The following is a 26105-nucleotide window of genomic DNA, read 5'->3' on the forward strand; positions in this document are numbered from 1 at the left end:
TGGAAGTTTAGGTGACTGAACGTAGAATCGTCATTGCTGGAACCGGTAGTGGTGTTGGAAAAACAACGCTAACAATTGGTTTAATGTCAGCATTAAGAAAAAAAGGCTTAACCGTGCAAGGCTTTAAATGTGGACCAGATTATATTGATCCCTCTTATCATACAGCTGTTACAAACCGTGTTTCTCGAAATCTTGATAGCTGGATGCTGTCAGAAGAAAAGGTGCTAGACATCTTTTCTCATGGAAGTAAAGGGGCAGATATCTCCATTATGGAGGGTGTGATGGGGTTTTATGATGGAAAAGACCCACGCACAAACGTAGGAAGTACAGCCGAAATTAGTATGATTACAGAGAGTCCTGTTTTGTTGGTCGTTAATTGTGCAAGCATGGCTCGAAGTGCTGCGGCAATTGTTAAAGGATTTCAAATGCTTTCTGAAGGTCCTAATATCGTCGGTGTTATTGCAAACAGAGTTGGAAGTGAAGGTCACTTCAAGCTTGTCAAAACAGCCATTGAGCAGGAATGTGATGTTCCTGTTATCGGATATTTAAAAAGAGAAAATGATATTGAAATACCTGAACGTCATCTTGGGCTTATTCCTTCCATTGAAAGAGGAGAATTAGATTCTTTCTTTGACAAATTAGGTGAATTGGTACTCGAAACCGTCGACATTGACAAATTACTTACTTTATCTGAAGCAAAGCCAATTCAGGATAAACCAATCTCTTCTCTTTTCGATAAAAAGAAAGATGCATCAGTAAAGATTGCTGTAGCAAAAGATGCCGCCTTTAATTTCTATTATCCTGAAAATCTCGAAATCTTGGAAACTCAAGGTGCTGAGCTTCTATATTTTTCACCACTTGCAAATGAAGCATTACCTGAAGGAGCAGATGGTCTCTACATAGGTGGTGGTTTTCCTGAGGAATTTGCTAGTGAGCTTTCAAACAACGATAAAGCAAAGTCATCTATAAAAGAGGCGATTGAGCAAGGTTTACCAACACTTGCTGAATGTGGTGGATTCATGTATTTAACAAATGGCATTGAAACAAGTGAAGAAAATCGTTATGAAATGGTTGGAGTCATTTCAGGTGAAGTTAAAATGCACACAAAAAGAGTGGCATTGGGCTACCGAGATATTACTGGTCGAAAAGGAAATTTCCTTATCAATGAAAATCAAAAAGCACGAGGTCATGAATTTCATTATTCAACTTTTGAACCACACTCTGACTTTACGAATGCTTATGAAACAAAAAGCATGAGAGGAACTAAGCTTGAAGGCTGTTTAACTCATAATCTAGTTGCAGGATACACGCACTTTCACTTTGCTTCTTGTCCTGAAATGGTCGAGAATTGGATAACTTTTTGTAAGGAAATAAAAACATATGGGTAAGGGTTTGCCGATCATGTTTCAGGGAACGCATTCTGATGCAGGAAAAAGTGTAATTGTCACAGCATTTTGCCGAATTTTTGCACAAGATGGATATAAAACAGCACCATTTAAATCGCAAAACATGGCATTAAATTCATATATTACGATCGATGGGAAGGAAATCGGACGGGCTCAAGGTGTGCAGGCTGAAGCCGCTTTTATTCAAGCAACAACGGATATGAATCCGATTTTAATTAAGCCAAATCGTGATTATGAATCGCAAATTGTTGTTCATGGAAAGCCCTATAAAAACATGCAGGCTGGGGAGTATCGAAAAGTGTTTTTTCAAACAGGCTTAGCATTAATTCAAGAATCACTCACAAATCTTACAAATACATACGACCGAATTGTGATAGAAGGTGCTGGAAGTCCTGCCGAAATCAATTTAAATGATCGTGAGCTTGTCAATATGCGGGTAGCCCGAATGGCAAACGCTCCAGTTGTATTAATTGGTGATATTGAAAAAGGCGGTGTTTTTGCTAGTTTAGTAGGAACACTGCAACTGCTTGATCGAGAAGACCATGATCGAGTTATTGGAGTGATCATTAATAAATTTAGAGGAGATGTTCGCCTTTTAGAGCCGGGACTTAAATGGTTTGAAGAATATTCAGGTAAAAAGGTATTAGGAGTAATCCCGTATATCCCTCATCTTAACATCGATGCCGAAGACTCCGTTGTTTTAAATCAATATACTTCTGCGGTCAATGAAGAAAAAGAATTAGATATTGCTGTTATTCAGTATCCAAAAATTTCAAACTTTACTGATATTGATCCATTTTTTCATGAGCAGGATTGTCATGTACGATTTGTTACGAGAAGTCATCAGGTGAAAAATCCGGATATTGTCATCTTACCAGGAAGCAAAAACACAATAGAAGATCTCAAGTTTCTTAAAGAAAGTGGAATTGCTCAAAAAATAGTAGAGCTACATGAAAAGAAGCAAACTCATATTATCGGTATTTGTGGTGGATATCAAATGCTAGGTTTAAAGATCACTGATCCTGAAGGAATTGAATCATCACACCATGAGATGGAAGGGCTAAGTCTTCTCCCGCTACTTACCACAATGAAAAAGGATAAAACAACCGTGCTGTCAGAAGGACACTTACATTTTAACGATCAATCCTATCATGTAAAGGGTTATGAAATCCATATGGGAGTAACAAATGTGAGTGGCGACTGTACACCACTTATTCAGCTGTCAGATTCAGTTGATGGATGTAAAACAAGTGATGAGCAGGTTATAGGCACGTACTTTCATGGTGTTTTTCATAACGATGATTTTCGAAAAGGGTATTTAAACGCGGTTCGTATTAGTAAGGGATTAACACCTATAGAAGAAAGAATTTCATTTAACCAGCTTCGAGAGGAAGCATTTGATCTATTAGCTGATCATGTGCGAAACCATGTTGATCTTACCTTCATTCAACATGCAATGGAAAGATTTCATCAAAGGAGTGTAAAAATTGATTCACATATATAATGACATTCCACCTCTTGATAAACGAGTAGGAAAAAGGGTTCGTGCCTATATCGACACATTAACAAAACCCCCCGGTAGTCTTGGACGATTAGAAGCAATTGCTATTGAGCTAGCCGAAATGACTGGCAAGCCTTTTCCAACTGTCACACCACCAGGGGTTATTATATTTGCCGCTGATCATGGTGTAACAGAAGAAGGGGTATCTGCTTTTCCTCAAAATGTGACAGCTCAGATGGTTCAAAACTTTTTAAACGGTGGAGCAGCGATAAATGTGTTTTCACGACAAATACACGCGATGTTTGAAATTGTGGATGTAGGTGTTGCCGAAGATATTGAATCAAGTGAACTTGTCCAAAAAAAGGTAAGGTACGGAACAGCTAATTTTTGTAAGCAAGATGCGATGACAAGACAAGAAGCTGAAAAAGCCATTGAAATTGGCTATGAACGAGCACTAGCAATGATAGCAAAAGGAATAAAATGCTTAATTGTTGGTGAAATGGGAATTGGGAACACCACGGCAAGCAGTGCGATTCTTTCTGTGATCCTTAATCAAAATCTAGATGAACTTGTTGGAATCGGAACAGGTATTTCAGAAGTAGGACGCAAAATAAAACAGCAGGTCATTGAACGAAGTATCAAAGCTCGTCAACCTAATCCAAATGATCCACTTGATGTTCTGTCAAAGGTTGGAGGATTAGAAATAGCAGCAATGGCAGGTGCAATGCTGGCTGCGGCAGAAAATCGGATTCCGATCCTTGTTGATGGATTTATTTGTTCAACAGCGGCTGTTATTGCCAAATGCATTCACCCAACTGCAGCTGACTATATGTTCATCGGTCATCGCTCAGTCGAAAAAGGTCACAGTAAGGCTATTCGTTTTTTAGAAAAAGACCCACTTCTTCAATTAGGTTTGCGGTTAGGAGAAGGATCTGGAGCTGCTGTTGCTTTTCCCATTTTACAATCAGCAACAAACATGCTAAATGAGATGGCTACATTTCAATCAGCGGGAATATCCAACAAGAATGAAAATAGAAGAGAGGGAGAATTTTGACCAAAGGAACCGTGTATCTGGTAGGAGCAGGACCTGGGGATCCGAAATTAATTACCGTCTATGGATTAGAATGTATCCAAAATTCAGATGTGATTTTATATGATCGCTTAGTAAATAAAAGATTGTTAGACCACGCAAAGCCTGAGGCAGAACTGATTTTTTGTGGAAAGCTTCCTGGAAAGCATGAACTTATTCAAGAACAAATCAATGATCTGCTTGTAGAAAAATCATTACAAGGTAAAGTTGTTACTCGTTTAAAAGGTGGCGATCCCTCTGTATTTGGACGTGTGGGGGAAGAAGCAGAAGTACTAGCCGAACAAAATATTAAGTTTGAAATTGTTCCTGGAATCACATCAGGAATTGCTGCACCAACATATGCGGGAATTACTGTCACACACCGGGATTATGCTTCATCATTCGCTATTGTAACAGGCCATGGTCGGGCAGAAAAGAAACAGGACAGTATCAACTGGTCGGCTCTCGCACAAGGAATCGATACAATCGCTTTTTACATGGGTGTTGGAAACTTGCACTATATATGCGAAAAGCTTATTGAAAATGGCAAAAACAGTCTCACACCGGTTGCAGTCATTCAGTGGGGAACAACTGAGAAGCAGCGAACAGTTACTGGCACATTAAACACAATTGAAGCAATCGTCAAAGAAGCAGGAATGGAACATCCTTCCATCATCATTGTTGGTGAAGTTGTTAACCTTCGTGAAAAGATTAAGTGGTTTAACGAAAGAGAAGCTTCAAGTAATAACGAGGAGGAGAAGTATGTCAATCATTAATGAGTTAAAAACACGTCGAGCAATACGAGATTACCGTGAACAAGATGTAGAAGATGAAAAAATCAACGTGTTGCTTGAAGCGGCAACATGGGCTCCAAACGACCGTATGAGAGAGCCTTGGAGTTTTTATGTGATAAAGGGTGAGGCAAAAGACAGATATGAAGCTCTTGCTAAGGAATATTTAGAGGAACGATTTCCAACGAAGCCACATTTAGTTGAAAGCTCCATTAAAGTGTTAACCTCAACACCTGTTCATATCGTTGTTACTTCTGATGTTGTCCCAGGAGATGATGACGCCACAAAAGATAATGAATATGCCGTTTGTTGTGCAATTCATTCCATGTGGCTTGCTGCCAAAGAGCTTGGACTTGGTTTTGTTTGGCGTACAAGAGGTGTTGGTCTTGTTCATGATGAGCGCCTTCATCAATTTATCGGTGCACCCGAAAACAAAAAGGTGATTGGGAACATTTTTATTGGATATCCCAACGAAGACTCTCTCCAAAAAATGAAAGAACCAAAAAGAACGTCATATGAAGAAAAAACAATTTGGTTGTAGTTGCAAACTAACCAAACGAGGGGGGAGCTTATGAGTCAATCAAAGCAACGTGGCCTTATGCTCGTTTATACAGGTAATGGGAAAGGGAAAACAACCGCAGCACTTGGTCTTGCCATCCGAGCAACAGGACGTGGAAAAAAAGTGCTCATCATTCAATTTATTAAATCTCCAACTCGTACATATGGAGAAAAGCTTCAGTTTGACAAAATTGGCATTGAAATGCATCAAACTGGGATTGGGTTTACTTGGACTAAAACACCAGAAGAGCACCGCGAAGCGTTAAAAAAAGCATGGGCTTTTACGAAAGAAAAAATTGCAACTCATTCTTATGATGTTGTGATTTTAGATGAGCTAAATAATGCTCTAGCCATTGAAAAATTTCCTATTGATGATGTTCTTCCACTACATGAGGTCATAGATTTGATAAAATCTCGTCCGGAGCATATGCATTTGATTCTGACAGGACGCTCTGCTAAAGAGGAAATCATGGCTGAAGCAGATCTTGTTACAGAAATGAAGGAAGTTAAACATTACTATCACGAGGGCATACCTGCAGTGAAAGGAATTGAATTTTAATGACTGTATTGGAGCAATTTGGTCATGGAGGAGATCTGCTTACTGCAACAAATGTATTTGGGCTTGAAGGAAAAAAGGTACTGGATTTCAGTGCAAATATTAATCCTTTGGGTCCACCACAGTCAGTAATGGAGGGCTTAAAAAGTGAGCTTGAAAGCATTATCCATTATCCTGATCCCGGACAACGAAAACTTAAAAGTAAACTTGCAGAAGTTCTATCCGTTCCTTCTTCTAAGCTCGTCATTGGAAATGGGGCTGCCGAATGTATGGCTCTTGTCCTGCTTGCCTTAAAACCGAAAACTGTTGGTGTTGTTTATCCTTGTTTTTCTGAATATGAACAGCTTTCAAAAGCTTTTGGTGCAAAAGTGGAGGGTTGCTACGGAAGAGATGAGGACGACCTAAAGCCTAATATGGTAGAACTTTTAAGCTTAATAAGCAAAGTGGATCTGCTATTTATCGGACATCCTAACAATCCAACAGGTACAGTCTATACATTGGATGAGTTAAAACAAATTGCAGATTCAGCAGAAAAATCAAATACGTATGTCGTGATTGATGAAGCATTTATTGACTTTTTAGCTAACGGGTCGGACCTTACTCTACTTCCTTATCTAGAAAACTATCAACATATGATCATTATTCGGTCGATGACAAAGTTTTACGCCATACCAGGTCTTCGCCTAGGTTACGCAATTGCGAATCCTGAGCTTATTGGAAAAATGATCGTAAAACAAGTAACTTGGAGCGTGAATCAGCTAGCCCTAATGGCTGGGGAATATTGCTTAAACGAAAAAGCATATGCTGACGAAACAATCACTCTTATTACGGAACAACGACAGTATGTAAAATCAAAAATTGAACGTGAACTAGGATGGTACGTTTTTGACGGACAGGCTAATTATTTATTAGTTCGATCACAAAAAAACATGGGAGCTCAGGATCTTCAATGGAAACTCGGACAAAAAGGGATTTTAATAAGATCCTGCTCCATGTATAAAGGATTAACAGAACATGATTTTCGCATCGCTATTAGGTCTCAAGAAGAAAACAATGTGCTACTAGATGCATTAATAGATGTGAAGCTTAAAGGATGTGAAAATGGATGACCATCACCTTTATAACCGGTGGAATTCGTTCTGGTAAAAGTGAGTATGCAGAACGCTTGGCTAATGAAAGTACAAATGTCTTATACGTAGGATTTGGTGTGATAACAGATGATGAAATGCAACAGCGAATTGAAGTTCATCAAAAGCGTCGCCCTAATCACTGGGGTTTACTGTCAAACCCTACTGAATTGCCTATCTTTGGATCTAATAATGAAGATAACGAAGCTATTTTAGTTGATTGTTTGTCAACATGGTTAGCAAACCGCTGTATGAGCATCCCTGAAGAAGAATTAAAATCAAAAGACCATCAGGAAACGATTTTATTAGAGTTACAAAGTTGGCTAGAGCAAATCAAACAGCTTACAGAACACGTTATTATTGTTTCAAGTGAAGTAGGATTAGGAGGAGTGGCCTTGTATCGCTTAGGAAGGTTTTATCAAGATGTGCTCGGTAAAATGAATCAATTAACAGCCGAAGCAGCTGATGAAGTATTTGCCGTCATGTCAGGGTTGCCATTGCGCTTGAAATGATTAAGGCCTTTTTATCTGCTCTCTCATTTTTAACAAGAATACCAGCTCCATCTTCCCAATTATCGAGTAAAGATTGGCAAAAAAGTGTGATTTTTTATCCGCTGGTTGGACTTCTGATCGGTATGATTATCGCTTTAGGTTCCGTATTACTCGTCGAGGTTTTTCCACTCACAATTACAGCTTTTTTCCTCTTAGTGTTATGGGTCTGGATTACAGGAGGTCTTCATCTAGATGGGTGGATGGATTTGGCTGATGGCTTGGGAAGCAATCGTTCTCGTGAGCAAATGCTTGAGATTATGAAAGACAGTCGGGTCGGTGCAATGGGTGTGATTGCAGCTATTTTATTAATGATAGGAAAAGGAATGGCGATCTACGAATTGCTTTCTATGAATCTTACCTTCCTACTCATTTTTTCACCTTTGTTTGCTCGTTTTGTGCTCATTTTTTCTATAAAGGCTTTTCCTTATAAAAAGGAAGGTGGATTAGGTGAAGGTCTTCACCGTTATTTATCAATTCCTGTTATCGTCTTAAACCTGGCGTTTGTTTTAGCTATAACATTCTTTTTACTTAGCTTTCATGGTCTCATTTTAATTATCTTATCTGTTATTGTTAGTACGATTTTTGTTTTGTATGTTTTTAAAAAGCTTGGGATGTTAACGGGAGATTGCTACGGGGCCATCATCGAATGGAGTGAATGTGTATCATTATTCTTGGCGATTGCGATTTGGAGGTTGTTTTAAGGTGGAAATGATCCTTATTAGACATGGTGAAACAAACGAAAATGCAGCTGGACGCTATTTAGGTCACTATGATGCACCTTTAAACAATTTAGGTCAGCAACAAATTCAAAGCTTAGCAAATAATCTCCTCAATACGCTTAAAAAAGAAAGCATCTCAGCACTCTACACAAGTGACCTTTTGCGTGCAAAGGAGAGTGCGCAAATAATCGGTGAAATGCTTCAAATGAAACCAGCTACAGATGCTGCACTAAGAGAGCTTTCATTTGGTAAGTGGGAATGTAAAACCTATGACGAAATCATGTCTGAAGCACCTAGGCTTGTGACAAATTGGATCAATGATCCTTTTAAACTCGCTCCTCCTAATGGAGAAACGCTTAATGAGCTTGGGTATCGTGTTCATGTTTGGTTCAAACAAGTACTTTGTCAGCACACCCCTAACGACACCATTTTAATCGTTAGTCATCAAGGTCCTATCCGCTGGCTTTTAAGCCATTATTATTTAGGGAATTCAACAAAGTTTTGGGATGTAGAAGGAATAAAGCATGGTAGCGGGGTTTTACTGGAATTTGATCAACAAACAGAAAAAATACGATCAGTACAAAAAATAGGATGAAGTGAAAAACATGGTACAACCTTTTAAAAATCAACTACATTACCACTCAAAAGTGTGGCCTGAACTCTCATTAAAACGTAGAGATGATCATTTAATTTTTGAATCAACTCTTCCATTAGAATCTTTTAGCAGTGCCGTCTATGGTGGTGGATTTCAAATGGCTACTCATTATTTCAACTGGCAAGTACCTCTCCGATATGATTCAAAGAATCCAGTGAAACAAATTGAGGAAAAAGTTAATATTTGGGGATATCCCAAACAACAAACAATTGGTCTTCAAACTGCAGCAAAAATTGAATTAGGATCTGTTCAAGAAATACACGGAGATGAATTCAAAATGGTTGTTTGTGTCACAGCGGGTGTAGGAAACAAGGCGAGAGCTGGTAAAAAGCGAAAAACATACTCTGCCTATCAATATGGGACAATCAATACATTTATATTTATAGATGGAAGCTTAACTCATTCTGCTATGATCAATTGCATTATTACGGCAACTGAAGCAAAGGCTGCAGCTTTACAGGATTTACATATTGTTGATGAAGCTGGAGAGGATGCTACAGGTACCACAACTGATTCGGTCGTAATTGCTGCTACACAAGAACCTGCCTATCCTACCCATCAGTTTGCTGGAACAGCAACAACCATCGGCAATTCAATTGGATGTTTAGTTTACGATGCATTAACTGAAGTTGTAACAAATTGGAGAGAGGAAGAAAAGCTTCGATGTTAACTCATTCAATTATGCTTGTTTTCTCTTATCTTATTGATCGATTCGTTGGAGATCCAAGAAGCTTACCTCATCCTGTTATTTATATAGGAAAAGGTATTAGCTTACTAGAAAAACTCATTAGAAAATTCTTTCATGATGAAAGGAAACTAAAGGTTGTTGGGTTACTTTTTCCGATTGTTATTGTTGGATTAACCTACTTACTGACTGTGATCATTCTTATCATTGCTCATCAAATCAATAATTGGCTTGCAATATGTATAGAGATTTGGCTTATTTCCACAACAATTGCGACAAAAGGTTTAGCAGACGCTGGAAGAGAAGTTTACAAGCCTTTACAAGAAAAAGATCTTCCTAAAGCAAGAAAAAGCCTAGGCATGATTGTTGGAAGGGACACCGATTTCCTTGATGAAAACGAGATTAGCAGGGGAACAATTGAAACGGTTGCTGAAAATATTGTAGATGCAATTATCTCACCGCTTTTTTTTGCATTAATCGGCGGTGCTCCTTTAGCTATGGCATATCGAGCCGTTAATACACTAGATTCAATGGTAGGCTATAAAAATGAGAAATATCAAAATTTAGGATGGGCCTCAGCTCGATTAGATGATATTTGCAACTATATTCCGGCTCGAATAACAGCTGTCCTTATTCTAGCTGCTTGCTGGATTGTACGTCTTGATATTCGCGCGGCATGGAGTAGCATCAAAAATGATGCAAAACTACATCCTAGTCCGAATAGTGGAATACCAGAAGCAGCAGTCGCCGGAGCATTGGGTATTCAACTGGGAGGGACGAATTATTACAATGGAATGGTCTCTCATCGAGCCAAAATGGGTGTACCCAAAAGAAATATTGAAGCAAATGATATTCTTCACACGATAAAGATTATGCATATCTCTTCGATGATAGGCTTAATTATTTTCTTCATTTTGTCGATTTTTATGACTGCGTACGTATACTAGATTAAGAGGAAACAGGGGTTATCAACATGCGAATTGGTTATGGCATAGGTAATGGTACATTTGGAGAGCTAGTACAGGGAGTATACAACAAGCAGCCCTTTTTAATTACAATGCCGATTCCGGTACTAACGAGCAAAGCCGTATTTATTCCAAATGAAACAAAAACCATTATTGGTCATTCCTCCTATTCAAAAGCTGTTTTGGCCTGTAATAAGTTAATTTCCTTGTTTAATAGAAATGTCGGAGGAACGATATATCTTGCTTCAAACATTCCTAGAGGAAAAGGGATGGCAAGTAGTTCAGCAGATCTTGTTGCTGCGATGAAAGCAGTCGCAGAAGGGTGTTTTCTTGATGTAAATAATGAAATTCTCTCTACGATCGCAACAGAAATTGAACCAACTGACGGAGTGATGTATGAGAATGTTGTGGCTTATAACTACAAAAACGGTAGCCTAATGGCATCGTTCGGTAACTTACCTCCATTTGATTTAATAGGAATTGATATTGGTGGGTATATCGACACGATTCAATTCAACCAACAGCGTAAAACCTACTCACGACATGATCTGAAAGCTTTTCATCATGCCTTCCATTTAATAAAAACAGGAATTCAATCTCAGAATTTAAGCTCCATTTGTCAGGCATCAACAATAAGCGCAAAGATAAATGAAAAAATTCTCCCTAAAAAGTACTTTGATGAAATGGAAAAACTAGCAGCTTCCTGCCAAGGTGGTGTCGTTGTTGCACACAGCGGGACAATGATTGGTATCCTGTTAGATCACGATCATCCAAACAGAAACGATTGTTTGCTTCGCTTTAAAAAGCTCGTTGACCATACTAAAGCAGTTCCGTTCTATTACAGTCATAAAAAGCTTGCTGTAAGGGACAAAAATCTCCATTTTAATGTGAGGTGATTCAATTATGTTTTCTAAAGAAGAAAAAGAGGCTATTTATAAGGTAATTGAAACAAGAAGAGATGTTCGCAGCTTTAATAAAGGTGCTGTTCCAATGGATGCTGTTGCTCGAATATTAGAAGCCGCCCACCATGCACCTTCTGTTGGTTTTATGCAGCCATGGAATTTTATCTTAGTGGAATCAGATGAAATCAAGCAGAAATTAGCTTGGGCAGCAGATAAGGAAAGACGAGCGCTCGCTATTCATTATGAAGAAGATGAGCGGGCCTCCAAATTTCTTTCTCTTAAAATTGAAGGATTAAAAGAAGCTCCATTAACAATTTGTGTAACATGTGATCCAACAAGAGGTGGCTCACATGTTTTAGGTCGTAACTCGATTCCTGAAACAGATATGATGTCAACAGCATGTGCGATTCAAAATATGTGGCTGGCTTCTTGTGTGGAAGGATTAGCAATGGGCTGGGTTAGCTTTTATAAAAAAGCTGATGTGCGCGATATATTAAGTATTCCACCACATATTGATCCGGTTGCATTGATTTCGATTGGCTATACAGACGATTATCCGAAGGCACCAATTTTAGAATCGGCAAAATGGGAAAAAAGACGATCGCTAGAAAAACTAATATATAAAGAAACATGGGGTAGTAGTTCGTAAAATATTCAAAGCAGGTGCTTTACTCGTTACTTGAAAAGTAAAGCTTAAATGGTAACCAAGACCTTTGGTTGAGCCAGCCTGTTTAGTTTTAATAGATGCAAATGATGGACAACCATTCATTTTTTCTGTAGGAGGAAATTGGAATGAAAAGAAACTATAATTGGGCACTTTTAATAGCTGTCTTAGGATTAACAAGTTATTTTTGGGTAAATTCATACAAAAGTGCCTATGCAATGCATATAATGGAAGGATTTTTACCAATTGGATGGGCTGTTTTTTGGTGGGCACTTACACTGCCGTTTATCATTTTTGGCTTAAAAAGTATTCAAAAAAATGTGAGTGAACATCCTGAATTGAAAACAATGCTAGGTGTTTCCGGGGCATTCGCCTTTGTTTTATCAGCCCTAAAGATTCCGTCCGTAACGGGCAGTACTTCTCACCCAACTGGAGTTGGTTTAGGTAGTATTTTATTTGGACCAACAGCAATGAGTGTGATCGGTACGATTGTGTTGCTATTTCAATCATTATTATTAGCACATGGTGGGTTAACAACATTAGGAGCAAACGCATTTTCGATGGCAGTTGTTGGGCCATTTATCGCATATGGTATCTATAAATTAGGAAGAAAAATGAAGCTGTCCTTTGCTGTATCTGTTTTTCTTGCTGCAATGCTAGGTGATTTAGGTACATACATTGTCACATCTGTTCAATTGTCACTAGCGTTTCCTGCCGAGGTGGGTGGATTTTTCGCTTCTTTTATTAAGTTTGCTGGTATTTTTGGTATTACACAAATTCCACTAGCAATAAGTGAAGGGTTATTAACAGTTATCGTGATGAATTTGTTAATAAAATACAATATGACTGAATTAACGCACTTACCTACTGTTAAGGAGGCAAGCTAAAGATGAAAAACTTATTGTTATTTTTACTTGTTATTTTATTAGCTATTTTCCCTTTGTTTTTACAAAAAGATGCGGAGTTTGGCGGAGCAGATGGCCAAGCAGAAGAAATGATTGGGGAATTGGCTCCATCGTATGAGCCTTGGTTTTCATCGATTTGGGAACCTCCAAGTGGTGAAATTGAAAGCTTGCTTTTCTCTTTACAAGCCGCAGCAGGTGCTATTTTTATCGGTTATGTGATCGGCTTTGGACGAGCTAGAAAAAAATACTCGTCAAAAGAATAAAGGAGCTTGAATGTTAAAAATTGATCAGTACGCCTATATAAATGGTCTGAAACACGTTCACCCAGCTGAGAAAGTAGCGTTTGCGTTTGTTTTTTTGCTTTTTACGATTATCACGAAAAATAAAAGCATAGCCTGTCTCACATTCTTTATCATGAGCATCAGTGTTGTTCTTGCAGCTAAAATACCGTTATCTCAATATATAAAGCTTTTATTATTACCATCTATATTTTTGCTAACAAGTATGATGACGATTGTGATTTCAGTTACTCCAATAAGCAGTATGGCAGATCCGCTTTGGCAAATAGAAATAGGATCTTGGTCGATCTATACTAGTTTAGCGAATTTGAAACAAGCCTTTGATCTTGGTACAACCGTGATAGCTAGTATAAGCTGCTTATACTTTCTTATTCTAACTACCTCCATCAACCAGATTCTGTGGGTATTAAAACAATTAAGGCTTCCAATCTTATTCATTGAACTAGTTGGAATGACGTACAGATTTATCTTCGTGCTTTTAGATAAAACGCATGAAATTTTTCTTGCGCAGTCAAGTAGGCTAGGCTATCAAAATCATAAGGACTGGATCACATCAGTAGCACAATTAATTGTTAGTCTTTTCATAAAATCCTCTCAATCTGCAAAAGAATTGCAAACAGCGATTGAAAGTCGTGGTGGTGAAGAGGGATTATATGATATTGAAATAGGAATAGCTATTAACCGGTCTCGATGTGCCGGGATTTTGGTGGTAGTGGTGGGGCTTCTCACCTTTTCCATTTTAACAAGATAAATCTTAGTTCGCAGAAATGAGGTGCCCTATGCTATTACCACTCGTTACATTAGAACATGTTTCATATCAATATGGGGACGGAACTATGGCTTTAAACGATATCACCTTTTCAATTGAGCAAGGTAAGAAAATTGCTTTAATAGGAAATAACGGGGCAGGTAAATCCACTCTATTTCTACTCCTCAATGGTATTATTAAGCCTTCAAAAGGTTTCATTACCTATAAAGGGAAAAAAATCAACTATAATCGAAAAGAAATCAAACAACTTCGTCAACGTGTAGGCATTGTCTTTCAAAATCCTGATTCCCAGCTTTTTTCATCAAGTGTATATGAAGACATTATGTTTGGTCCGAAAAATTTAGGATTACCACTTGATCTTGTAAAGCAAAAGGTGCAAGAAGTGATGCTACTAACAGAAACAGAATCATTAAAAGACAAACCACCACATTTTCTCAGCATTGGTCAAAAGAAGCGAGTTTCAATTGCTGGTGTGATAGCAATGGAGCCAGAGCTTATGATCTTAGATGAACCAACAGCTGGACTGGATCCTTATTACTCCAGAAAGATTATGGAATTACTTGGAACCCTCCATAACCGGGATCGAACAATTATCCTGTCTACACATAATGTAGATCTTGCTTATGAATGGGCGGATGAGGTCATTGTGTTACATGATGGGGAGATTCTTTCTCAAGGAGAACCAAATGATGTGTTTCAACAAATTAACGTTCTTCAGAAAAGTCACTTAGAAAAGCCATGGATGATGGAGGTTTATGAAAAACTGATTGAATCAACTGGTTTAACATCATCAACATATCCTTCAACTAAAACAGAATTATTTGACTTGATGAGTAAATTGTTAGCTGATAAAACCCCCTCCAAATAAAGAGGGGGTACATTTATTTCTTTCCGAAAACAAATAAAATGCCATGAAAGATTAAAACAAATGAGAAAAATAAAACAGTAAGTTCGCCTAAAAAGATAACCAAATGACTAAGTGGAGTTAAAGGTTCACTTAAAGGTACATTAATTAAAGCAAAACCTGCAATTATACATGCTAAAAATAAAAAAGGATGTCGATCAAACACCTAAAGCACTCCTTTTTGTTATTTGTATATAAAAAGATATAATCATTCATTACTTTTCTATATCATATTTTTAATCTTGCAGATTGTTCATAAATATTTTGGGGTGAAGTCATATTCCGAGAATGAATATTAAGTAACAATTTTTGTCATTAGTGCATGGTTTTTATTAAACCTTTTAACGCAATATAATAACTTTAAAAAAAGAGCTGCATAACAGCTTTTTTTATTTTTTCGAAGTAATGATATTGTACTTCGTTATAGTTTTTAAAATATTTTGTAACTAATCTCCACATGAATAGTCTCTTTTCAGTTGGTTATAAATAATCAGATAGAAACCACTTTCTGACTTAAAAAGAGGTGTTTTACTTGTTTGGTTTTTTAAGGAGAAAAGCTCAGTTCCAACAGCAGGAATACTTTAAAGAAAAGAAGGATACTGGTGGCCCTAAGCCGGAATTGGTTTCAGATATGGAGAAAAACATCAAACAAATTCAAGATTTGATGGATTCTCCAAACGATTTAATCGTTAGAAGGTTATCATTCGGGAACAAAGGGCTTTGTCTCATTTACTTTGATGGTCTTGCTGACAAAGAAACGATCAATCATTATATTATTAGTACTATACAATCCGAGCTTAAAGAAGATAAGATTGATCACTATTCAACTGAGAAGCTACTAGAAAAATTTGAAAACGAGATAGTAGCTATTCCTGAAGTAAAGATAACAAACACGCTAGATGATGTGAGTTTAGCGATTCTTTCAGGTGATACGGCTTTAATGATTGATTCAGAAGATAAAGTTTTGCTGATCGGAACAAAAGGTTGGGAAAGCCGTAGCATTTCAGAGCCTGTTACAGAAGCATTAGTACGTGGACCAAGAGATGGGTTTACAGAAAATATTCAAACAAATATTGTTCATTTAAGAAGAAGGATAAAAGATCCTAATTTACATTTTGAATCATTTAAAGTAGGAAGACGTTCTAAAAAGGACCTTATTATTTCGTATGTAGCAGGAATTGTTCATCCTAAAATCGTGAAAGAAATAAGAAGGCGTGTTCAATCAATTGATATGGATGATGTTCTTGAATCCGGTTATGTTGAACAATGGATTGAGGATGATTTTTTATCTCCCTTTCCTCAAATTCAAAATACGGAAAGACCTGATAAAGTTGCCGCTGCAATTCTACAAGGAAAGGTGGCTATTTTTTTAGATGGAACACCATTTGTCCTTATAGCGCCAATAACGTTTGCGGAAACCCTTCAATCACCAGAGGATTATTATGAACGCTGGTATATTGGCTCATTAATAAGAGGATTAAGATATTTATGTGCGTTTATTGCTTTATTTTTACCAAGCTTATACGTTGCTTTAGTTTCATTCCACCCCGGAATGATTCCATCAAAACTTGCCTTTTCCATTTCTTCAACTAGAGATGGAGTGCCATTTCCGTCTTTGATAGAGGCACTTTTTATGGAAATAACAATGGAAATCTTACGTGAGGCTGGTATCCGGCTTCCAAAGCCAATTGGACAAACAGTAGGTATTGTTGGTGGTTTAGTTATTGGTGAAGCTGCCGTTAGTGCCGGTATTGTAAGCCCGATTATGGTAATTGTGGTAGCAGTTACAGCTATCTCTACCTTTGCCATTCCATTTTATTCCTTTGCTATTACAATTAGGATGCTTCGCTTTTTCTTCTTAATTGTAGCTGGCTTTTTTGGGTTCTATGGGATCATTTTGGCTTATATCATGATCAACATCCATATGGCTAACTTAAAATCAGTGGGTGTCCCATATACAACACCTTTTGCACCAACATTCTACAGTGATTGGAAAGATCTCGTGTTTCGGGCACCTCTTACTTTTTTCCAGAAACGACAACATTATTTGGAACCAGAAGACGAGAGTCGTATGAAAAAGGAGGAAGGCCAATGAAAACAGTAGAATATGCTGACCAAGAAATAGAAGGGAAGGAATTGGCTTTTATCATTTCCTCAATGATGATTGGAATTGGAGTCCTGACCTTGCCTCGTCTCGTAGCAACTCACACAAAAGGATTGGACGGTACGATTTCTATCATATTAAGTGGAAGTTTCTTTCTATTTTTCGGGTGGCTCTTGGCTAAAAGTATTTCAAAGTTTCCAAAAAAAACGTTTTTTGAGTATACATCGGATATGATGTCGAAACCGGTTGCGTTGGGATTAACCTCTATACTGGCACTCGCATTTCTATTTACTTGTTCATTAGAAACAAGAGTGATTGCCAATATTTCAAAGCTTTATATGTTTGATCAAACACCAATTGACGCTATAGCACTCACATTTCTGTTAGTTGTCGTTTATTGTGTATCAGGCTCAAGAATTGCTTTATTAAGACTTAATTTAATGTTTTTACCAATCGTACTTGCGGTCACATTGATTGTGCAGCTTTCGAATATTTCATTGTTTAAGTTAGCTAATATTCAACCAGCTTTTACAACTTCATTCAATGGGTATTGGCAAGGTGCACAAGAAACGACTTTTTCTTTTGTTGGATACACCGTTATCCTTGTCTATATTTCCCTTTTAAAGTCACCAAAAGACGCACCAAAAATGACGATGGTTGGAATAGGAATTCCGATTCTACTTTATCTGGTGATCTATGCTATTGCAATAGGGGTTTTTGGAAACTTAGCTACATCTGAAATCATCTATCCGACAATAGAGATTGCTAAGGAGATTGAAGCACCTGGAGGATTTATTGAAAGATTTGAGTCCATTTTTTTTACTGTTTGGATTATGACAGTATTTAACACCTGTTCAATGGCTTTTGATATTAGCATACATTTGCTACATTCTATTACAAAGTTAAAAAGGAAAACGATTATTCTTATCCTATCACCGCTAATTTATTTTATTGCGGTAACACCGGAGAATGCATATCAAATTCAGCTGCTAGGAAAAATACTTGCTGGTATTGGCTTTTTCTATGGAGTTATTTTCCAGTTTTATTTTTTTTCCTAACAAAAATAAGAAAGGTTATTCAACATGCATAAATGTAAGATACTTATCGTTTTCCTTATTTTATTCCTTTGTAGTGGATGTTGGGATGCAATTGAGATAGAGCAGCGTGGTTTTGTTATTGGTGCAGGAATCGATTTAGATGAAGAAAATAGCAAAATGCCTCTCAAATTAACTCAACAATTTGTCGTTCCATCTGCAATAGGTATGAATGCAGATAGTGATCCTGCTTTTCAAAATATTGTTTCATCAGGAAATACCATGTTTGAAACAGTTAGACGAGTGGCTGCTAGAACAAGTCGATCTCCTTTCTATGAGCACATTAAGCTCATTGTTTTTTCGGAACAGGTAGCAAAATCAGATTATTTTCCTGATGTTCTGGACTATTTTCTCCGGTATCCAGAAATGCGAAGAGGGACTCAAGTGATGATTACACCAGAGAATGCGCTAGATATTCTTGAAGTGAGACCTGCTAATGAAAAGTTACCAACCATGTATATTCAATCCATTTCAAAAAACAATTATAAAAATGCAAGAATGATCCCACCAACAAGAATTGGTGATTTACATGAAAAATTACTTGATCGTGAAAGCTTCATGGTACAGATGATTCAAAAAATAAATGAAGAAGAAGTAAAGATACTAGGTCATGCTGTATTCAACGGAAGTTCAGATAAACTGGTTGGTTTTATTGGGGAAGAAGCTACGGAAGGTGTAAATTTTATAACAGGGGAGATAGAAGGCGGACTTTTAGAAGCAAAAGTAGATGATGAGGTTGTTGTTTATGAAATGGAAGAAGTTCAATCTGATATAACGCCTACATTTAATAGCCCCGATGATATTACCTTTAAGGTAAATATTAAAACATCAGGTTCAATTCCAGAAACTTATAAAACGTTTGATTTATTAAATGATGAGGAATTAGACCATACAGAACAAGCAATCGAAAAAAGAATAGATGAATTTACTGATATAGCCATTAAAAAAGTTCAACAAGAACTGCAAACTGATATTTTTAAATTCGGGGAAACTTTGAGTGTAAAGTATCCGGATGAATGGGAGAAAATGAAGGATAAATGGGATTATGGAGAAAATTGTTTTAAAGAAGCCAAAATTGATGTGACTGTTAACTCAGTAATTAGTAAAAGTGGAGCAATAAATCGATCAACATTACAATGATGGAGGTAAAATGGGAGATTTTTTTCAGCTTTTAATACCCACTGTCAGTGAATTGTTTTGCATGTTTTTAGCGTTTTTTATACCTTTTGTTCTTTATCGGATCAGCGGAAAGCTTTATGAGGTTGGCAATCCAAATTGGAAGAATAAAGAAGAAAATGAATAAGGGTGAAAACCTTGTAAAAGTATTTTTTACAAGGTTTTCTTTGTTGAATTAGTTTCTGAGGGTTCTTCTAATGAAGCTATTTAAGTCATTATATTTTTCATCTTTGGTTTTTCATTATATGATGGAAATGAGATAGGAGGCAAAACGAATGGTTAAAGAAATTTATCTTAACAACAAGTTACTTAAAATAACTAGTTACAATGAAGAAATAACACAAAATTTACTTAGCGTTTCTATCGAATTTTTCGTAACTAGTGAAGAATATCATGAAATCACAACAATACTTTATGAAAACAATTTTCTTGTGAAAGTTCCTGAGAAAGAGCATTCTTTTCAGGCAATCATAACTAACTATTCAACTTCATTAACAAATCTTTATGAAAAAGGGCAAGTTGCGACTTTTTCATTACGTTTACTTGAGGTAAAGGGGTAATGATGAAGTTAAGCATATTAGATCAATCACCTATTTCATCAAATCAAACTGCGCAAGAGGCGTTAAACGAATCATTAAAGCTCGCGCAAGTTGGGGAAGAATTAGGGTATACACGTTATTGGATTGCTGAGCATCATGATTTACCAGGGCTTGCTTGTTCAGTACCAGAAGTGATGTTAAGTTACATTGGGGCAGGCACAAGCAAAATAAAAATTGGTTCGGGAGCTGTTTTATTACCTTATTACAGACCATATAAAGTGGCTGAAACCTACAACATGCTATCAACATTGTTTCCAAATCGAATAGATATCGGTATAGGACGAGCACCAGGTGGTCCAGCCGAAGCAACAAATGCATTATCTGATACCTTTTTAAAGCAAGTGTGGGACATGCCGAAAGCTGTTGAAGAACTTCTTCATTTTATTCAACGAGATTTTCCTCAAGATCATCCCTATTCTAAAATCTCTGCCGCTCCAGTCCCAGACATTGCTCCTGAAGTGTGGCTTCTTGGTACAAGTAAGAAAAGTGCCTTACTAGCTGCAGAAAATGGACTGAGTTACGCATTTGGGCAATTCATGAGTGAGAATGACGGGAAAGAAATGATTACACAATATCTAGATGCGTTTAAATCAAAGGAATCAGAAAAACATCCCTATGTCATCTTAACTGTATCAGTGATTTGTGCGGAAACAACTGAGCGAGCTGAAGATATCGCCCTAAGTTCATTCATATGGGGAATACAGCAAGGAAAAGGTGAAGGCCAACAGGGAATACCCTCTATTGAGGAAGCGAAAAAATATAAACTAACCGAAAATGAAAAACAGTCTCTTGAAAAGAGAAAGCAAAAATCAATTATCGGGAATCCTATAACCGTTAAACAACAACTAGCTGAATTAAAAAAGTATTATCATGCAGATGAAATCATGATTGTGACGATCACTCATTCCCCAGAAGATCGTTTACAATCATACCGTTTAATCGCTAATAGCTAATTTAACTTTTTTGGAAAAGTGCGTTTCAATAAGCGTGCTTTTTTTGTTTTGGTAGAAACTTTTTTTAACTAAATACAGTCTTATCTTTGAGGAATATTTTATATAAAATAGAAAAGACTGGGAACGATAAAAAAGAAAGCAGGTATTATATGGGGAAAAGATTATATTATTTAGATTATTTAAGAGTTATTTTAACAATCGTTGTTATTGTTCATCATACTGCGATTGCATATGGAGCAGGTGGGGATTGGATTTATAAAGTTGTTGATGATGATGAGTTAACAATTTCTATGATTGTATTAACCCTTTTCACAGCTGTGAATCAAGCTTATTTTATGGGGTTTTTCTTCTTCATTTCGGGTTATTTTACACCTGGTTCATATGACCGAAAAGGAGCTTCCTCTTTTTTAAAGGAACGCTTTATGCGTCTTGGCATTCCATTGCTTTTTTATGTGTTTATATTAGGTCCTGTTATTACCTATTATACTCATTTCCATGAAACGATGTCTCTATCAACCTACTATATGAAAGAAGTATTTACCTTCCACACGATACATTTTGGACCACTATGGTTCGTGGAAACTCTCATTTATTTTACTATTTTATATGTTATTATTCGTAAGTTAATGAAGCAAAAGACTGTGTTGAAAATACATCCACCAACGTCATTACGTTTATTCGTTACAGCTATCCTGCTAGGGATAACAGCATTTCTTGTTAGACTAGTTTATCCTGTTGGTGAGAGTTTTTTAGGATTACAATTTGGTTATTTCCCTTCCTATATTTTGTTGTTTATTGTGGGGATTATCGCTAAGCGCCATAACTGGTTAGAGTTAATAAATAAGAAAGTTGTGAAAAGATGGCAGTTGATCTCTATTATAACGATTCCAGTGTTACCAATTGCTTTAATTGCAAGTGGTGCTTTGGATGGTGGTCTAGAGTTTGAAGGCGGTATTAATGTTCAAGCGCTTGTTTATGCATTGTGGGAACCTTTTGTTGCAATTGGTTTTATTTTAGGATTTCTAGCTTATTTTAAAGAACATGTTAACAAACCAAGTTCTTTTAAAAATAACTTAGCACAAGCAGCATATACCGTTTATATTATTCATCCAGCAATCATTGTTGGACTGAGTTTATTATTTCATGGAATCTTTTATCCAATGATTGAATGGATCATTGTGAGCTGTTTAGCCATCATTCTTTGCTTTTTTATTAGTAGCCTTATTATTAAAATTCCCGGTATGAAAAAGATTTTATAGGGCATTCTTTGTGAATAATAGTTAAGATCTAGTCAAATCTATAAATATGATCATAAAAAAGGAGTTTATAATATGAAGGAATTTGAAATTGAGCATATGGTTATTGATGATGGATTTGACGGAGAAGAATGTGTAACAGCTGATTTTACACATAGCAATAAAGAATACAGTATTACTTTTAAGAAATCAGACCTTGAACTAATCAATGCATGGGTATTTGAAAATGAAACATCATTACCGGCAAACTTATCAGATAATTTGATTGAATCATTGAGAGATGAGGTAAGAAAACAAATATAGTTGGGTTCAGTAGAATTAGCGGGCTTCGTAAATGGTCATTATTTTTTGATTTCAGCTGCTATATTATCGGTTTATACCTTATATTGGATCTAACGAATGGTTTTATCCTACTTATCAATGCCAAAGCATACGCATCTCTTATTTGCGTATGCTATTTTTACGTTTTAACTAAAAAATGATACATAAATGGGAGAAATTACAATATTTAGCGCTAATACAATGAGTTTTTACCTAATTCTGGATCTAACGAATGGTTTTATCCTACTTATCAATGCCAAAGCATACGCATCTCTTATTTGCGTATGCATTTTTTACTTTGTAACTAAAAAAGAATGCACAAATGGAAACTATTACAAAATTAAGACGCTATTACTATAATTTTCACCTAATTCTGGATCTAGCGAATGATTTTACCCTTCTTACCTTTACCAAGGCATACGCATTCCATTTTCGAATGCTAATTTCACTTGATAACAAAAAAACGATACCGTGAAATTTTGATAACATTAAGTTTAAACAGAAAACAACCTGCATTTAGCCATATATTTATAAAAAATTGCAATAGAAAAGCACATCTATTCTTAAATAAAATGCTAATTTAATTAGAACTATTAATTTTATACAAAATATGATCTTTCATCTTTGGCTCTACATCTTTAAAGAGACCTGTTTTTTCTTCTTCATAAGCTACGTTTATTAACCACTTAGTAAAGGGCGCAACATTCATTGTTTCAATTTCATCTAAACTGTAAAAGCCTGCTTCATCGGATTCAATTCCATCAGGAGTTGGGGTTCCTTCTATATAGTCCATTGCAAATGCTATATATATATTATGAATTTGACGGGGAAGATCCCGAATTGCAACGATTCTGTTTGCCTTTGCTTTTATTCCAGCTTCTTCTTCAACTTCCCGCTCAACTGTTTCTTCAATAGATTCTAGCTGCTCAATATACCCACCAGGATTTGTCCAATATCCTTTCCCAGGGTCATGGGCTCGTTTGACAAGCAGAAACTTCCCGTCTTTCATAACTAATCCACCAACGCCAATGCTGTAATTCCCCCAAAACACATAATCACAGCTTATACATGCTTTTCTTTCAACTCCATCGATCGAACGCATCTCCAGAGGTGACCCACATTTCATACAATAGTTGACTGACACTGTAACCATCCTTATCTAAAATTAGAATCTTATTGAAATATTCTACATTGGATGATGTACTTCCTTTTATAAAAAGGCAAAAAAGGAGCAGGTATTTAAAACCTAGCTCCTTTCGAATTTTATGCGACTTGTTTCTTCTGGGCTTCTTTCACCTTCTTTATATCTAAGCGAAGAAGAAGGGAAACGATAAAGGCAAGAAGAATGAGAGCTGAAAAAACATAGAACACAGGAATATAGCTATTTGTTGTTTCTCTTATACCTGAAACAAGCATAGGTCCGAATACACCACCTAATGACCATGTTGTTAATAAGTATCCATGAATGGCACCAAGTTGTTTTGTTCCAAATAAGTCACCAATAAAGGCAGGCAGGTTAGAGAAGCCGCCTCCATAACAACTAACAACTAACAATATTAAAGCTTGAAATATTAACGCATTTGTAATTGTAGGAAGGAGGGTAAAAGCAACAATCTGAATGACAAAGAAAATGACGAAAACAATAGGTCGACCTAAGAAGTCGGATGCAGCAGCCCAACCAAGTCTGCCTCCACCGTTAAAGATTCCCATAATTCCTACCATCGCCGCTGCTGCTCCTGCTGAAAGGCCGACTACTTCCTGCGCCATTGGTGAGGCGACAGAAATCATCATAATGCCCGCACTTGTGTTAATTAACATCATAATCCAAAGCATCCAAAAGCGTTTCGTTTTAACCGCTTCTTTCGCGGTTAATTGTTGAAGATCTTCTTTTATTTCTTTTTTACCTGACGCAACATCTTTTCTCATTCCTTCAGGCATCCAGCCTTCAGGAGGTGGAGCGATGTAAGAAGCACCAATTACCATTAAAACAAAATAACAAACACCGAGTACATAAAATGTAGAAGGGATACCTATTGATACAATAAGATCTGCAGCTACAGGAGCTGTGATTAAAGCGCCAGAACCAAACCCAAGTACAGCCATTCCTGTAGCTAAACCTCTTCGATCTGGAAACCATTTTACTAAGGTAGAAACAGGAGAGATATAGCCAATACCTAAGCCTAAGCCGCTAGCAACTCCATAAGTTAATAAGAAAAGTGGTAAAGATTCATTGCTCACGGCAAATCCTGAACCAATTTGTCCTAAACCAAATAACACGGCTGCAACGATCGCGGATTTACGTGGACCATTTTTTTCTACAAAACTACCAAATAAAGCAGCAGAGGATCCAGCAAGTGCCATCATAATTGTAAAGGCAATAGCAGCTTCAGTTGCTGACCAGCCTAATGTTTCGCTTAACGGATTTTTATAGACACTATAAGCATAAGCTGCTCCAATAGAAATATGAATAGCGATAGCAGAGAGGGCGATTAACCATCTATTTTTTGTTGTCTTCATGTACATTTCTCCTTTACGAGTAAGATAGTTGCGGCGAAAACATAAAAACATAGATGTGAAAACAAAGGTAAGGAGCTCGACATAAACGTCGAATTTTGTAAGCGATTACAATTTCAGCTATCAAAAGAATTAAGAAATAAAACAGGGTACTAATGATTCCTTTCAACTATCATAACAAAATTTTTCTATTCTTCCAATCTTTAGATAGGTTATCACCTATTATACAATATTATGAAAATATTTAAACTGTTATAACACAAAAAAATATTCGGAATTTGTCACTTCCTGCGCTTGCCTAGGAAATAAAAATGTGTATTCTGATAAATCAGAATACACATTTTATCTTTCTAAACCTCACAAGACTCATCTGTGCAAGTAGCACCATTATCATCATTCATACGAATAAATGGCCCATCTTGCTCATTAATTTGATTGATTGCACTAATAAAGGTTTCTGTTGGTTGTGCACCGCTAATAGCATATTTTCGGTTAATCAGGAAAAAAGGAACACCTTGAATTCCTAGTTCTTGTGCCTCTTGTTCATCACTACGTACAGCATCAGTCATTTCATCGCTATCGAGTAATTTTGTTACTTTTTCACGATTCAATCCAACTTCAACTGCTAAATCCGTCAAAGTAGTATGATCACCAATATGCTTAGATTCTGTAAAGAAAGCATGTAGAATTCTCTCAGACATTTCATTCATAAAACCCTGTGTTTTTGCGTACATCGTTAAACGATGTGCATCAAATGTATTTGTTAACTTCATCGTATCAAAATTATAATCTAATCCAGACTCCTTTGCCATTTCTTCCATGTTTTTGCAGTTAAGCTTTGCTTGCTCAAGGCTCATTCCATATTTTTTTGCTAGTTTTTCATAAATACTATCAGAAATGTCTCGTTCTGCAGTAGGATCTAGTTCAAAACAGCGATAAACGACTTCAGCCTTATGTTCGACCTGTTTTAATGCTTCTTCCAGTCGTCTTTTCCCAATATAGCAAAACGGACATGCATAATCTGTCCACATTTCAATCAACATGTGAAATCCCTCCAGTTGT

Annotated in this window: 30 protein-coding genes; 26 read left to right on the forward strand and 4 right to left on the reverse strand. The window is 36.7% G+C overall.

The genetic code is table 11. The features are described from left to right. The first annotated feature begins 11 nt into the window (after window positions 1-11). The 18 genes from LPC09_RS11490 to LPC09_RS11575 all read left to right on the forward strand — a co-directional run bounded on the left by LPC09_RS11490 (window position 12) and on the right by LPC09_RS11575 (window position 14990). Window positions 12-1388, forward strand: coding sequence for a cobyrinic acid a,c-diamide synthase CobB (locus tag LPC09_RS11490; RefSeq protein WP_231309541.1), 1377 nt, complete (start codon window positions 12-14; stop codon window positions 1386-1388). Continuing rightward, window positions 1381-2910 (forward strand): cobyric acid synthase, encoded by a 1530-nt coding sequence (locus LPC09_RS11495; protein ID WP_098796948.1) that lies wholly within the window; start codon window positions 1381-1383, stop codon window positions 2908-2910. Before LPC09_RS11490 ends, LPC09_RS11495 begins: the two co-directional genes overlap by 8 nt. Further along, window positions 2894-3961, forward strand: a complete 1068-nt coding sequence (gene cobT, locus LPC09_RS11500; protein WP_176551044.1) for a nicotinate-nucleotide--dimethylbenzimidazole phosphoribosyltransferase — start codon at window positions 2894-2896, stop codon at window positions 3959-3961. Before LPC09_RS11495 ends, cobT begins: the two co-directional genes overlap by 17 nt. Continuing rightward, the gene (cobA, locus tag LPC09_RS11505) at window positions 3958-4752 is read left to right on the forward strand and encodes a uroporphyrinogen-III C-methyltransferase (RefSeq protein WP_231309542.1); all 795 of its coding nucleotides are present in this window, start codon (window positions 3958-3960) and stop codon (window positions 4750-4752) included. The genes cobT and cobA overlap by 4 nt, the downstream gene beginning before the upstream one ends. Beyond that, window positions 4739-5308, forward strand: coding sequence for a nitroreductase family protein (locus LPC09_RS11510; protein ID WP_098796946.1), 570 nt, complete (start codon window positions 4739-4741; stop codon window positions 5306-5308). Before cobA ends, LPC09_RS11510 begins: the two co-directional genes overlap by 14 nt. Next, window positions 5309-5884: a cob(I)yrinic acid a,c-diamide adenosyltransferase gene (cobO, locus tag LPC09_RS11515; RefSeq protein WP_255301596.1), complete on the forward strand. Its 576-nt coding sequence runs from the start codon at window positions 5309-5311 to the stop codon at window positions 5882-5884. It abuts the gene before it with no gap. Next, on the forward strand, window positions 5884-6990 hold the full coding sequence (gene cobD / locus LPC09_RS11520) for a threonine-phosphate decarboxylase CobD (RefSeq protein WP_231309543.1): 1107 nt from the start codon (window positions 5884-5886) through the stop codon (window positions 6988-6990). The genes cobO and cobD overlap by 1 nt, the downstream gene beginning before the upstream one ends. Then, the gene (gene cobU / locus LPC09_RS11525) at window positions 6987-7520 is read left to right on the forward strand and encodes a bifunctional adenosylcobinamide kinase/adenosylcobinamide-phosphate guanylyltransferase (protein ID WP_098796943.1); all 534 of its coding nucleotides are present in this window, start codon (window positions 6987-6989) and stop codon (window positions 7518-7520) included. The genes cobD and cobU overlap by 4 nt, the downstream gene beginning before the upstream one ends. Continuing rightward, window positions 7517-8260, forward strand: coding sequence for an adenosylcobinamide-GDP ribazoletransferase (cobS, locus tag LPC09_RS11530; protein ID WP_231309544.1), 744 nt, complete (start codon window positions 7517-7519; stop codon window positions 8258-8260). The genes cobU and cobS overlap by 4 nt, the downstream gene beginning before the upstream one ends. Before the next feature lie 7 nt (window positions 8261-8267). Further along, entirely contained in the window at window positions 8268-8873 is a 606-nt protein-coding gene (locus LPC09_RS11535; RefSeq protein WP_231309748.1) for a histidine phosphatase family protein, read from the forward strand. 10 nt (window positions 8874-8883) lie between these two features. After that, entirely contained in the window at window positions 8884-9603 is a 720-nt protein-coding gene (locus tag LPC09_RS11540; RefSeq protein ID WP_231309545.1) for an adenosylcobinamide amidohydrolase, read from the forward strand. Further along, window positions 9597-10565 (forward strand): adenosylcobinamide-phosphate synthase CbiB, encoded by a 969-nt coding sequence (cbiB, locus tag LPC09_RS11545; RefSeq protein WP_121661714.1) that lies wholly within the window; start codon window positions 9597-9599, stop codon window positions 10563-10565. The genes LPC09_RS11540 and cbiB overlap by 7 nt, the downstream gene beginning before the upstream one ends. Before the next feature lie 26 nt (window positions 10566-10591). Continuing rightward, complete coding sequence (locus tag LPC09_RS11550) at window positions 10592-11479, forward strand: GHMP family kinase ATP-binding protein (RefSeq protein WP_231309546.1); 888 nt, start codon at window positions 10592-10594, stop codon at window positions 11477-11479. A 7-nt stretch (window positions 11480-11486) separates the two neighbouring features. After that, window positions 11487-12134: a 5,6-dimethylbenzimidazole synthase gene (gene bluB / locus LPC09_RS11555; RefSeq protein WP_098796938.1), complete on the forward strand. Its 648-nt coding sequence runs from the start codon at window positions 11487-11489 to the stop codon at window positions 12132-12134. A 143-nt stretch (window positions 12135-12277) separates the two neighbouring features. Further along, window positions 12278-13036, forward strand: coding sequence for an energy-coupling factor ABC transporter permease (locus LPC09_RS11560; protein ID WP_231309547.1), 759 nt, complete (start codon window positions 12278-12280; stop codon window positions 13034-13036). Window positions 13037-13038: 2 nt separating this feature from the next. Continuing rightward, complete coding sequence (locus LPC09_RS11565) at window positions 13039-13317, forward strand: energy-coupling factor ABC transporter substrate-binding protein (RefSeq protein WP_098796936.1); 279 nt, start codon at window positions 13039-13041, stop codon at window positions 13315-13317. A 10-nt stretch (window positions 13318-13327) separates the two neighbouring features. Beyond that, the gene (cbiQ, locus tag LPC09_RS11570; RefSeq protein WP_098796935.1) at window positions 13328-14104 is read left to right on the forward strand and encodes a cobalt ECF transporter T component CbiQ; all 777 of its coding nucleotides are present in this window, start codon (window positions 13328-13330) and stop codon (window positions 14102-14104) included. 28 nt (window positions 14105-14132) lie between these two features. Further along, on the forward strand, window positions 14133-14990 hold the full coding sequence (locus LPC09_RS11575; RefSeq protein WP_098796934.1) for an energy-coupling factor ABC transporter ATP-binding protein: 858 nt from the start codon (window positions 14133-14135) through the stop codon (window positions 14988-14990). Window positions 14991-15003: 13 nt separating this feature from the next. Here LPC09_RS11575 and LPC09_RS11580 read toward each other — a convergent pair whose 3' ends face one another. Next, window positions 15004-15192: a hypothetical protein gene (locus LPC09_RS11580; protein ID WP_098796933.1), complete on the reverse strand. Its 189-nt coding sequence runs from the start codon at window positions 15190-15192 to the stop codon at window positions 15004-15006. A 357-nt stretch (window positions 15193-15549) separates the two neighbouring features. Here LPC09_RS11580 and LPC09_RS11585 point away from each other — a divergent pair, with 357 nt between their 5' ends. The 8 genes from LPC09_RS11585 to LPC09_RS11620 all read left to right on the forward strand — a co-directional run bounded on the left by LPC09_RS11585 (window position 15550) and on the right by LPC09_RS11620 (window position 22511). Further along, window positions 15550-17121: a spore germination protein gene (locus LPC09_RS11585; RefSeq protein ID WP_442920023.1), complete on the forward strand. Its 1572-nt coding sequence runs from the start codon at window positions 15550-15552 to the stop codon at window positions 17119-17121. After that, window positions 17118-18188: a GerAB/ArcD/ProY family transporter gene (locus tag LPC09_RS11590; RefSeq protein WP_098796932.1), complete on the forward strand. Its 1071-nt coding sequence runs from the start codon at window positions 17118-17120 to the stop codon at window positions 18186-18188. The genes LPC09_RS11585 and LPC09_RS11590 overlap by 4 nt, the downstream gene beginning before the upstream one ends. A gap of 24 nt (window positions 18189-18212) precedes the next feature. Then, complete coding sequence (locus LPC09_RS11595; RefSeq protein ID WP_098796931.1) at window positions 18213-19364, forward strand: Ger(x)C family spore germination protein; 1152 nt, start codon at window positions 18213-18215, stop codon at window positions 19362-19364. 10 nt (window positions 19365-19374) lie between these two features. Continuing rightward, window positions 19375-19527 (forward strand): hypothetical protein, encoded by a 153-nt coding sequence (locus tag LPC09_RS11600; protein ID WP_176551043.1) that lies wholly within the window; start codon window positions 19375-19377, stop codon window positions 19525-19527. Window positions 19528-19675: 148 nt separating this feature from the next. Further along, window positions 19676-19960, forward strand: coding sequence for a DUF3219 family protein (locus LPC09_RS11605; protein WP_098796930.1), 285 nt, complete (start codon window positions 19676-19678; stop codon window positions 19958-19960). A gap of 2 nt (window positions 19961-19962) precedes the next feature. Further along, entirely contained in the window at window positions 19963-20952 is a 990-nt protein-coding gene (locus LPC09_RS11610; protein WP_098796929.1) for an LLM class flavin-dependent oxidoreductase, read from the forward strand. 149 nt (window positions 20953-21101) lie between these two features. Beyond that, window positions 21102-22211, forward strand: coding sequence for an acyltransferase family protein (locus tag LPC09_RS11615; protein WP_098796928.1), 1110 nt, complete (start codon window positions 21102-21104; stop codon window positions 22209-22211). A gap of 72 nt (window positions 22212-22283) precedes the next feature. After that, a complete protein-coding gene (locus LPC09_RS11620) occupies window positions 22284-22511 on the forward strand; it encodes a hypothetical protein (protein WP_098796927.1) in 228 nt (75 codons plus the stop codon). A 598-nt stretch (window positions 22512-23109) separates the two neighbouring features. On the opposite strand, the gene LPC09_RS11625 is transcribed toward LPC09_RS11620, so the two are convergent. From LPC09_RS11625 to LPC09_RS11635, 3 genes are all read right to left on the reverse strand, one after another. After that, window positions 23110-23682, reverse strand: coding sequence for an NUDIX domain-containing protein (locus tag LPC09_RS11625; RefSeq protein WP_331275799.1), 573 nt, complete (start codon window positions 23680-23682; stop codon window positions 23110-23112). Window positions 23683-23792: 110 nt separating this feature from the next. After that, window positions 23793-25046 carry an L-lactate MFS transporter gene (locus tag LPC09_RS11630; protein WP_098796925.1) on the reverse strand — a complete coding sequence of 418 codons (1254 nt, stop codon included), beginning with the start codon at window positions 25044-25046 and terminating at the stop codon, window positions 23793-23795. A 347-nt stretch (window positions 25047-25393) separates the two neighbouring features. Continuing rightward, window positions 25394-26086, reverse strand: a complete 693-nt coding sequence (locus LPC09_RS11635) for a DsbA family oxidoreductase (RefSeq protein WP_098796924.1) — start codon at window positions 26084-26086, stop codon at window positions 25394-25396. Window positions 26087-26105: the final 19 nt, after the last annotated feature.

The sequence above is a fragment of the Metabacillus sp. B2-18 genome (assembly GCF_021117275.1).
In the GTDB taxonomy this organism is placed as follows: domain Bacteria; phylum Bacillota; class Bacilli; order Bacillales; family Bacillaceae; genus Metabacillus.

Bases quoted from the DNA above. Each gene is read 5' to 3' on its own strand.
- LPC09_RS11600 (WP_176551043.1), top strand. From the start codon at position 19,375: ATGGGAGATTTTTTTCAGCTTTTAATACCCACTGTCAGTGAATTGTTT.
- LPC09_RS11495 (WP_098796948.1), top strand. From the start codon at position 1,381: ATGGGTAAGGGTTTGCCGATCATGTTTCAGGGAACGCATTCTGATGCA.
- LPC09_RS11575 (WP_098796934.1), top strand. From the start codon at position 14,133: ATGCTATTACCACTCGTTACATTAGAACATGTTTCATATCAATATGGG.
- LPC09_RS11610 (WP_098796929.1), top strand. From the start codon at position 19,963: ATGAAGTTAAGCATATTAGATCAATCACCTATTTCATCAAATCAAACT.
- cbiB (WP_121661714.1), top strand. From the start codon at position 9,597: ATGTTAACTCATTCAATTATGCTTGTTTTCTCTTATCTTATTGATCGA.
- LPC09_RS11615 (WP_098796928.1), top strand. From the start codon at position 21,102: ATGGGGAAAAGATTATATTATTTAGATTATTTAAGAGTTATTTTAACA.
- cbiQ (WP_098796935.1), top strand. From the start codon at position 13,328: ATGTTAAAAATTGATCAGTACGCCTATATAAATGGTCTGAAACACGTT.
- cobD (WP_231309543.1), top strand. From the start codon at position 5,884: ATGACTGTATTGGAGCAATTTGGTCATGGAGGAGATCTGCTTACTGCA.
- LPC09_RS11560 (WP_231309547.1), top strand. From the start codon at position 12,278: ATGAAAAGAAACTATAATTGGGCACTTTTAATAGCTGTCTTAGGATTA.
- LPC09_RS11635 (WP_098796924.1), bottom strand. From the start codon at position 26,086: ATGTTGATTGAAATGTGGACAGATTATGCATGTCCGTTTTGCTATATT.
- LPC09_RS11590 (WP_098796932.1), top strand. From the start codon at position 17,118: ATGAAAACAGTAGAATATGCTGACCAAGAAATAGAAGGGAAGGAATTG.
- LPC09_RS11535 (WP_231309748.1), top strand. From the start codon at position 8,268: ATGATCCTTATTAGACATGGTGAAACAAACGAAAATGCAGCTGGACGC.
- cobU (WP_098796943.1), top strand. From the start codon at position 6,987: ATGACCATCACCTTTATAACCGGTGGAATTCGTTCTGGTAAAAGTGAG.
- LPC09_RS11540 (WP_231309545.1), top strand. From the start codon at position 8,884: ATGGTACAACCTTTTAAAAATCAACTACATTACCACTCAAAAGTGTGG.
- bluB (WP_098796938.1), top strand. From the start codon at position 11,487: ATGTTTTCTAAAGAAGAAAAAGAGGCTATTTATAAGGTAATTGAAACA.
- LPC09_RS11620 (WP_098796927.1), top strand. From the start codon at position 22,284: ATGAAGGAATTTGAAATTGAGCATATGGTTATTGATGATGGATTTGAC.
- LPC09_RS11565 (WP_098796936.1), top strand. From the start codon at position 13,039: ATGAAAAACTTATTGTTATTTTTACTTGTTATTTTATTAGCTATTTTC.
- LPC09_RS11605 (WP_098796930.1), top strand. From the start codon at position 19,676: ATGGTTAAAGAAATTTATCTTAACAACAAGTTACTTAAAATAACTAGT.
- cobS (WP_231309544.1), top strand. From the start codon at position 7,517: ATGATTAAGGCCTTTTTATCTGCTCTCTCATTTTTAACAAGAATACCA.
- LPC09_RS11630 (WP_098796925.1), bottom strand. From the start codon at position 25,046: ATGAAGACAACAAAAAATAGATGGTTAATCGCCCTCTCTGCTATCGCT.
- LPC09_RS11595 (WP_098796931.1), top strand. From the start codon at position 18,213: ATGCATAAATGTAAGATACTTATCGTTTTCCTTATTTTATTCCTTTGT.
- LPC09_RS11625 (WP_331275799.1), bottom strand. From the start codon at position 23,682: ATGGTTACAGTGTCAGTCAACTATTGTATGAAATGTGGGTCACCTCTG.
- LPC09_RS11550 (WP_231309546.1), top strand. From the start codon at position 10,592: ATGCGAATTGGTTATGGCATAGGTAATGGTACATTTGGAGAGCTAGTA.
- LPC09_RS11510 (WP_098796946.1), top strand. From the start codon at position 4,739: ATGTCAATCATTAATGAGTTAAAAACACGTCGAGCAATACGAGATTAC.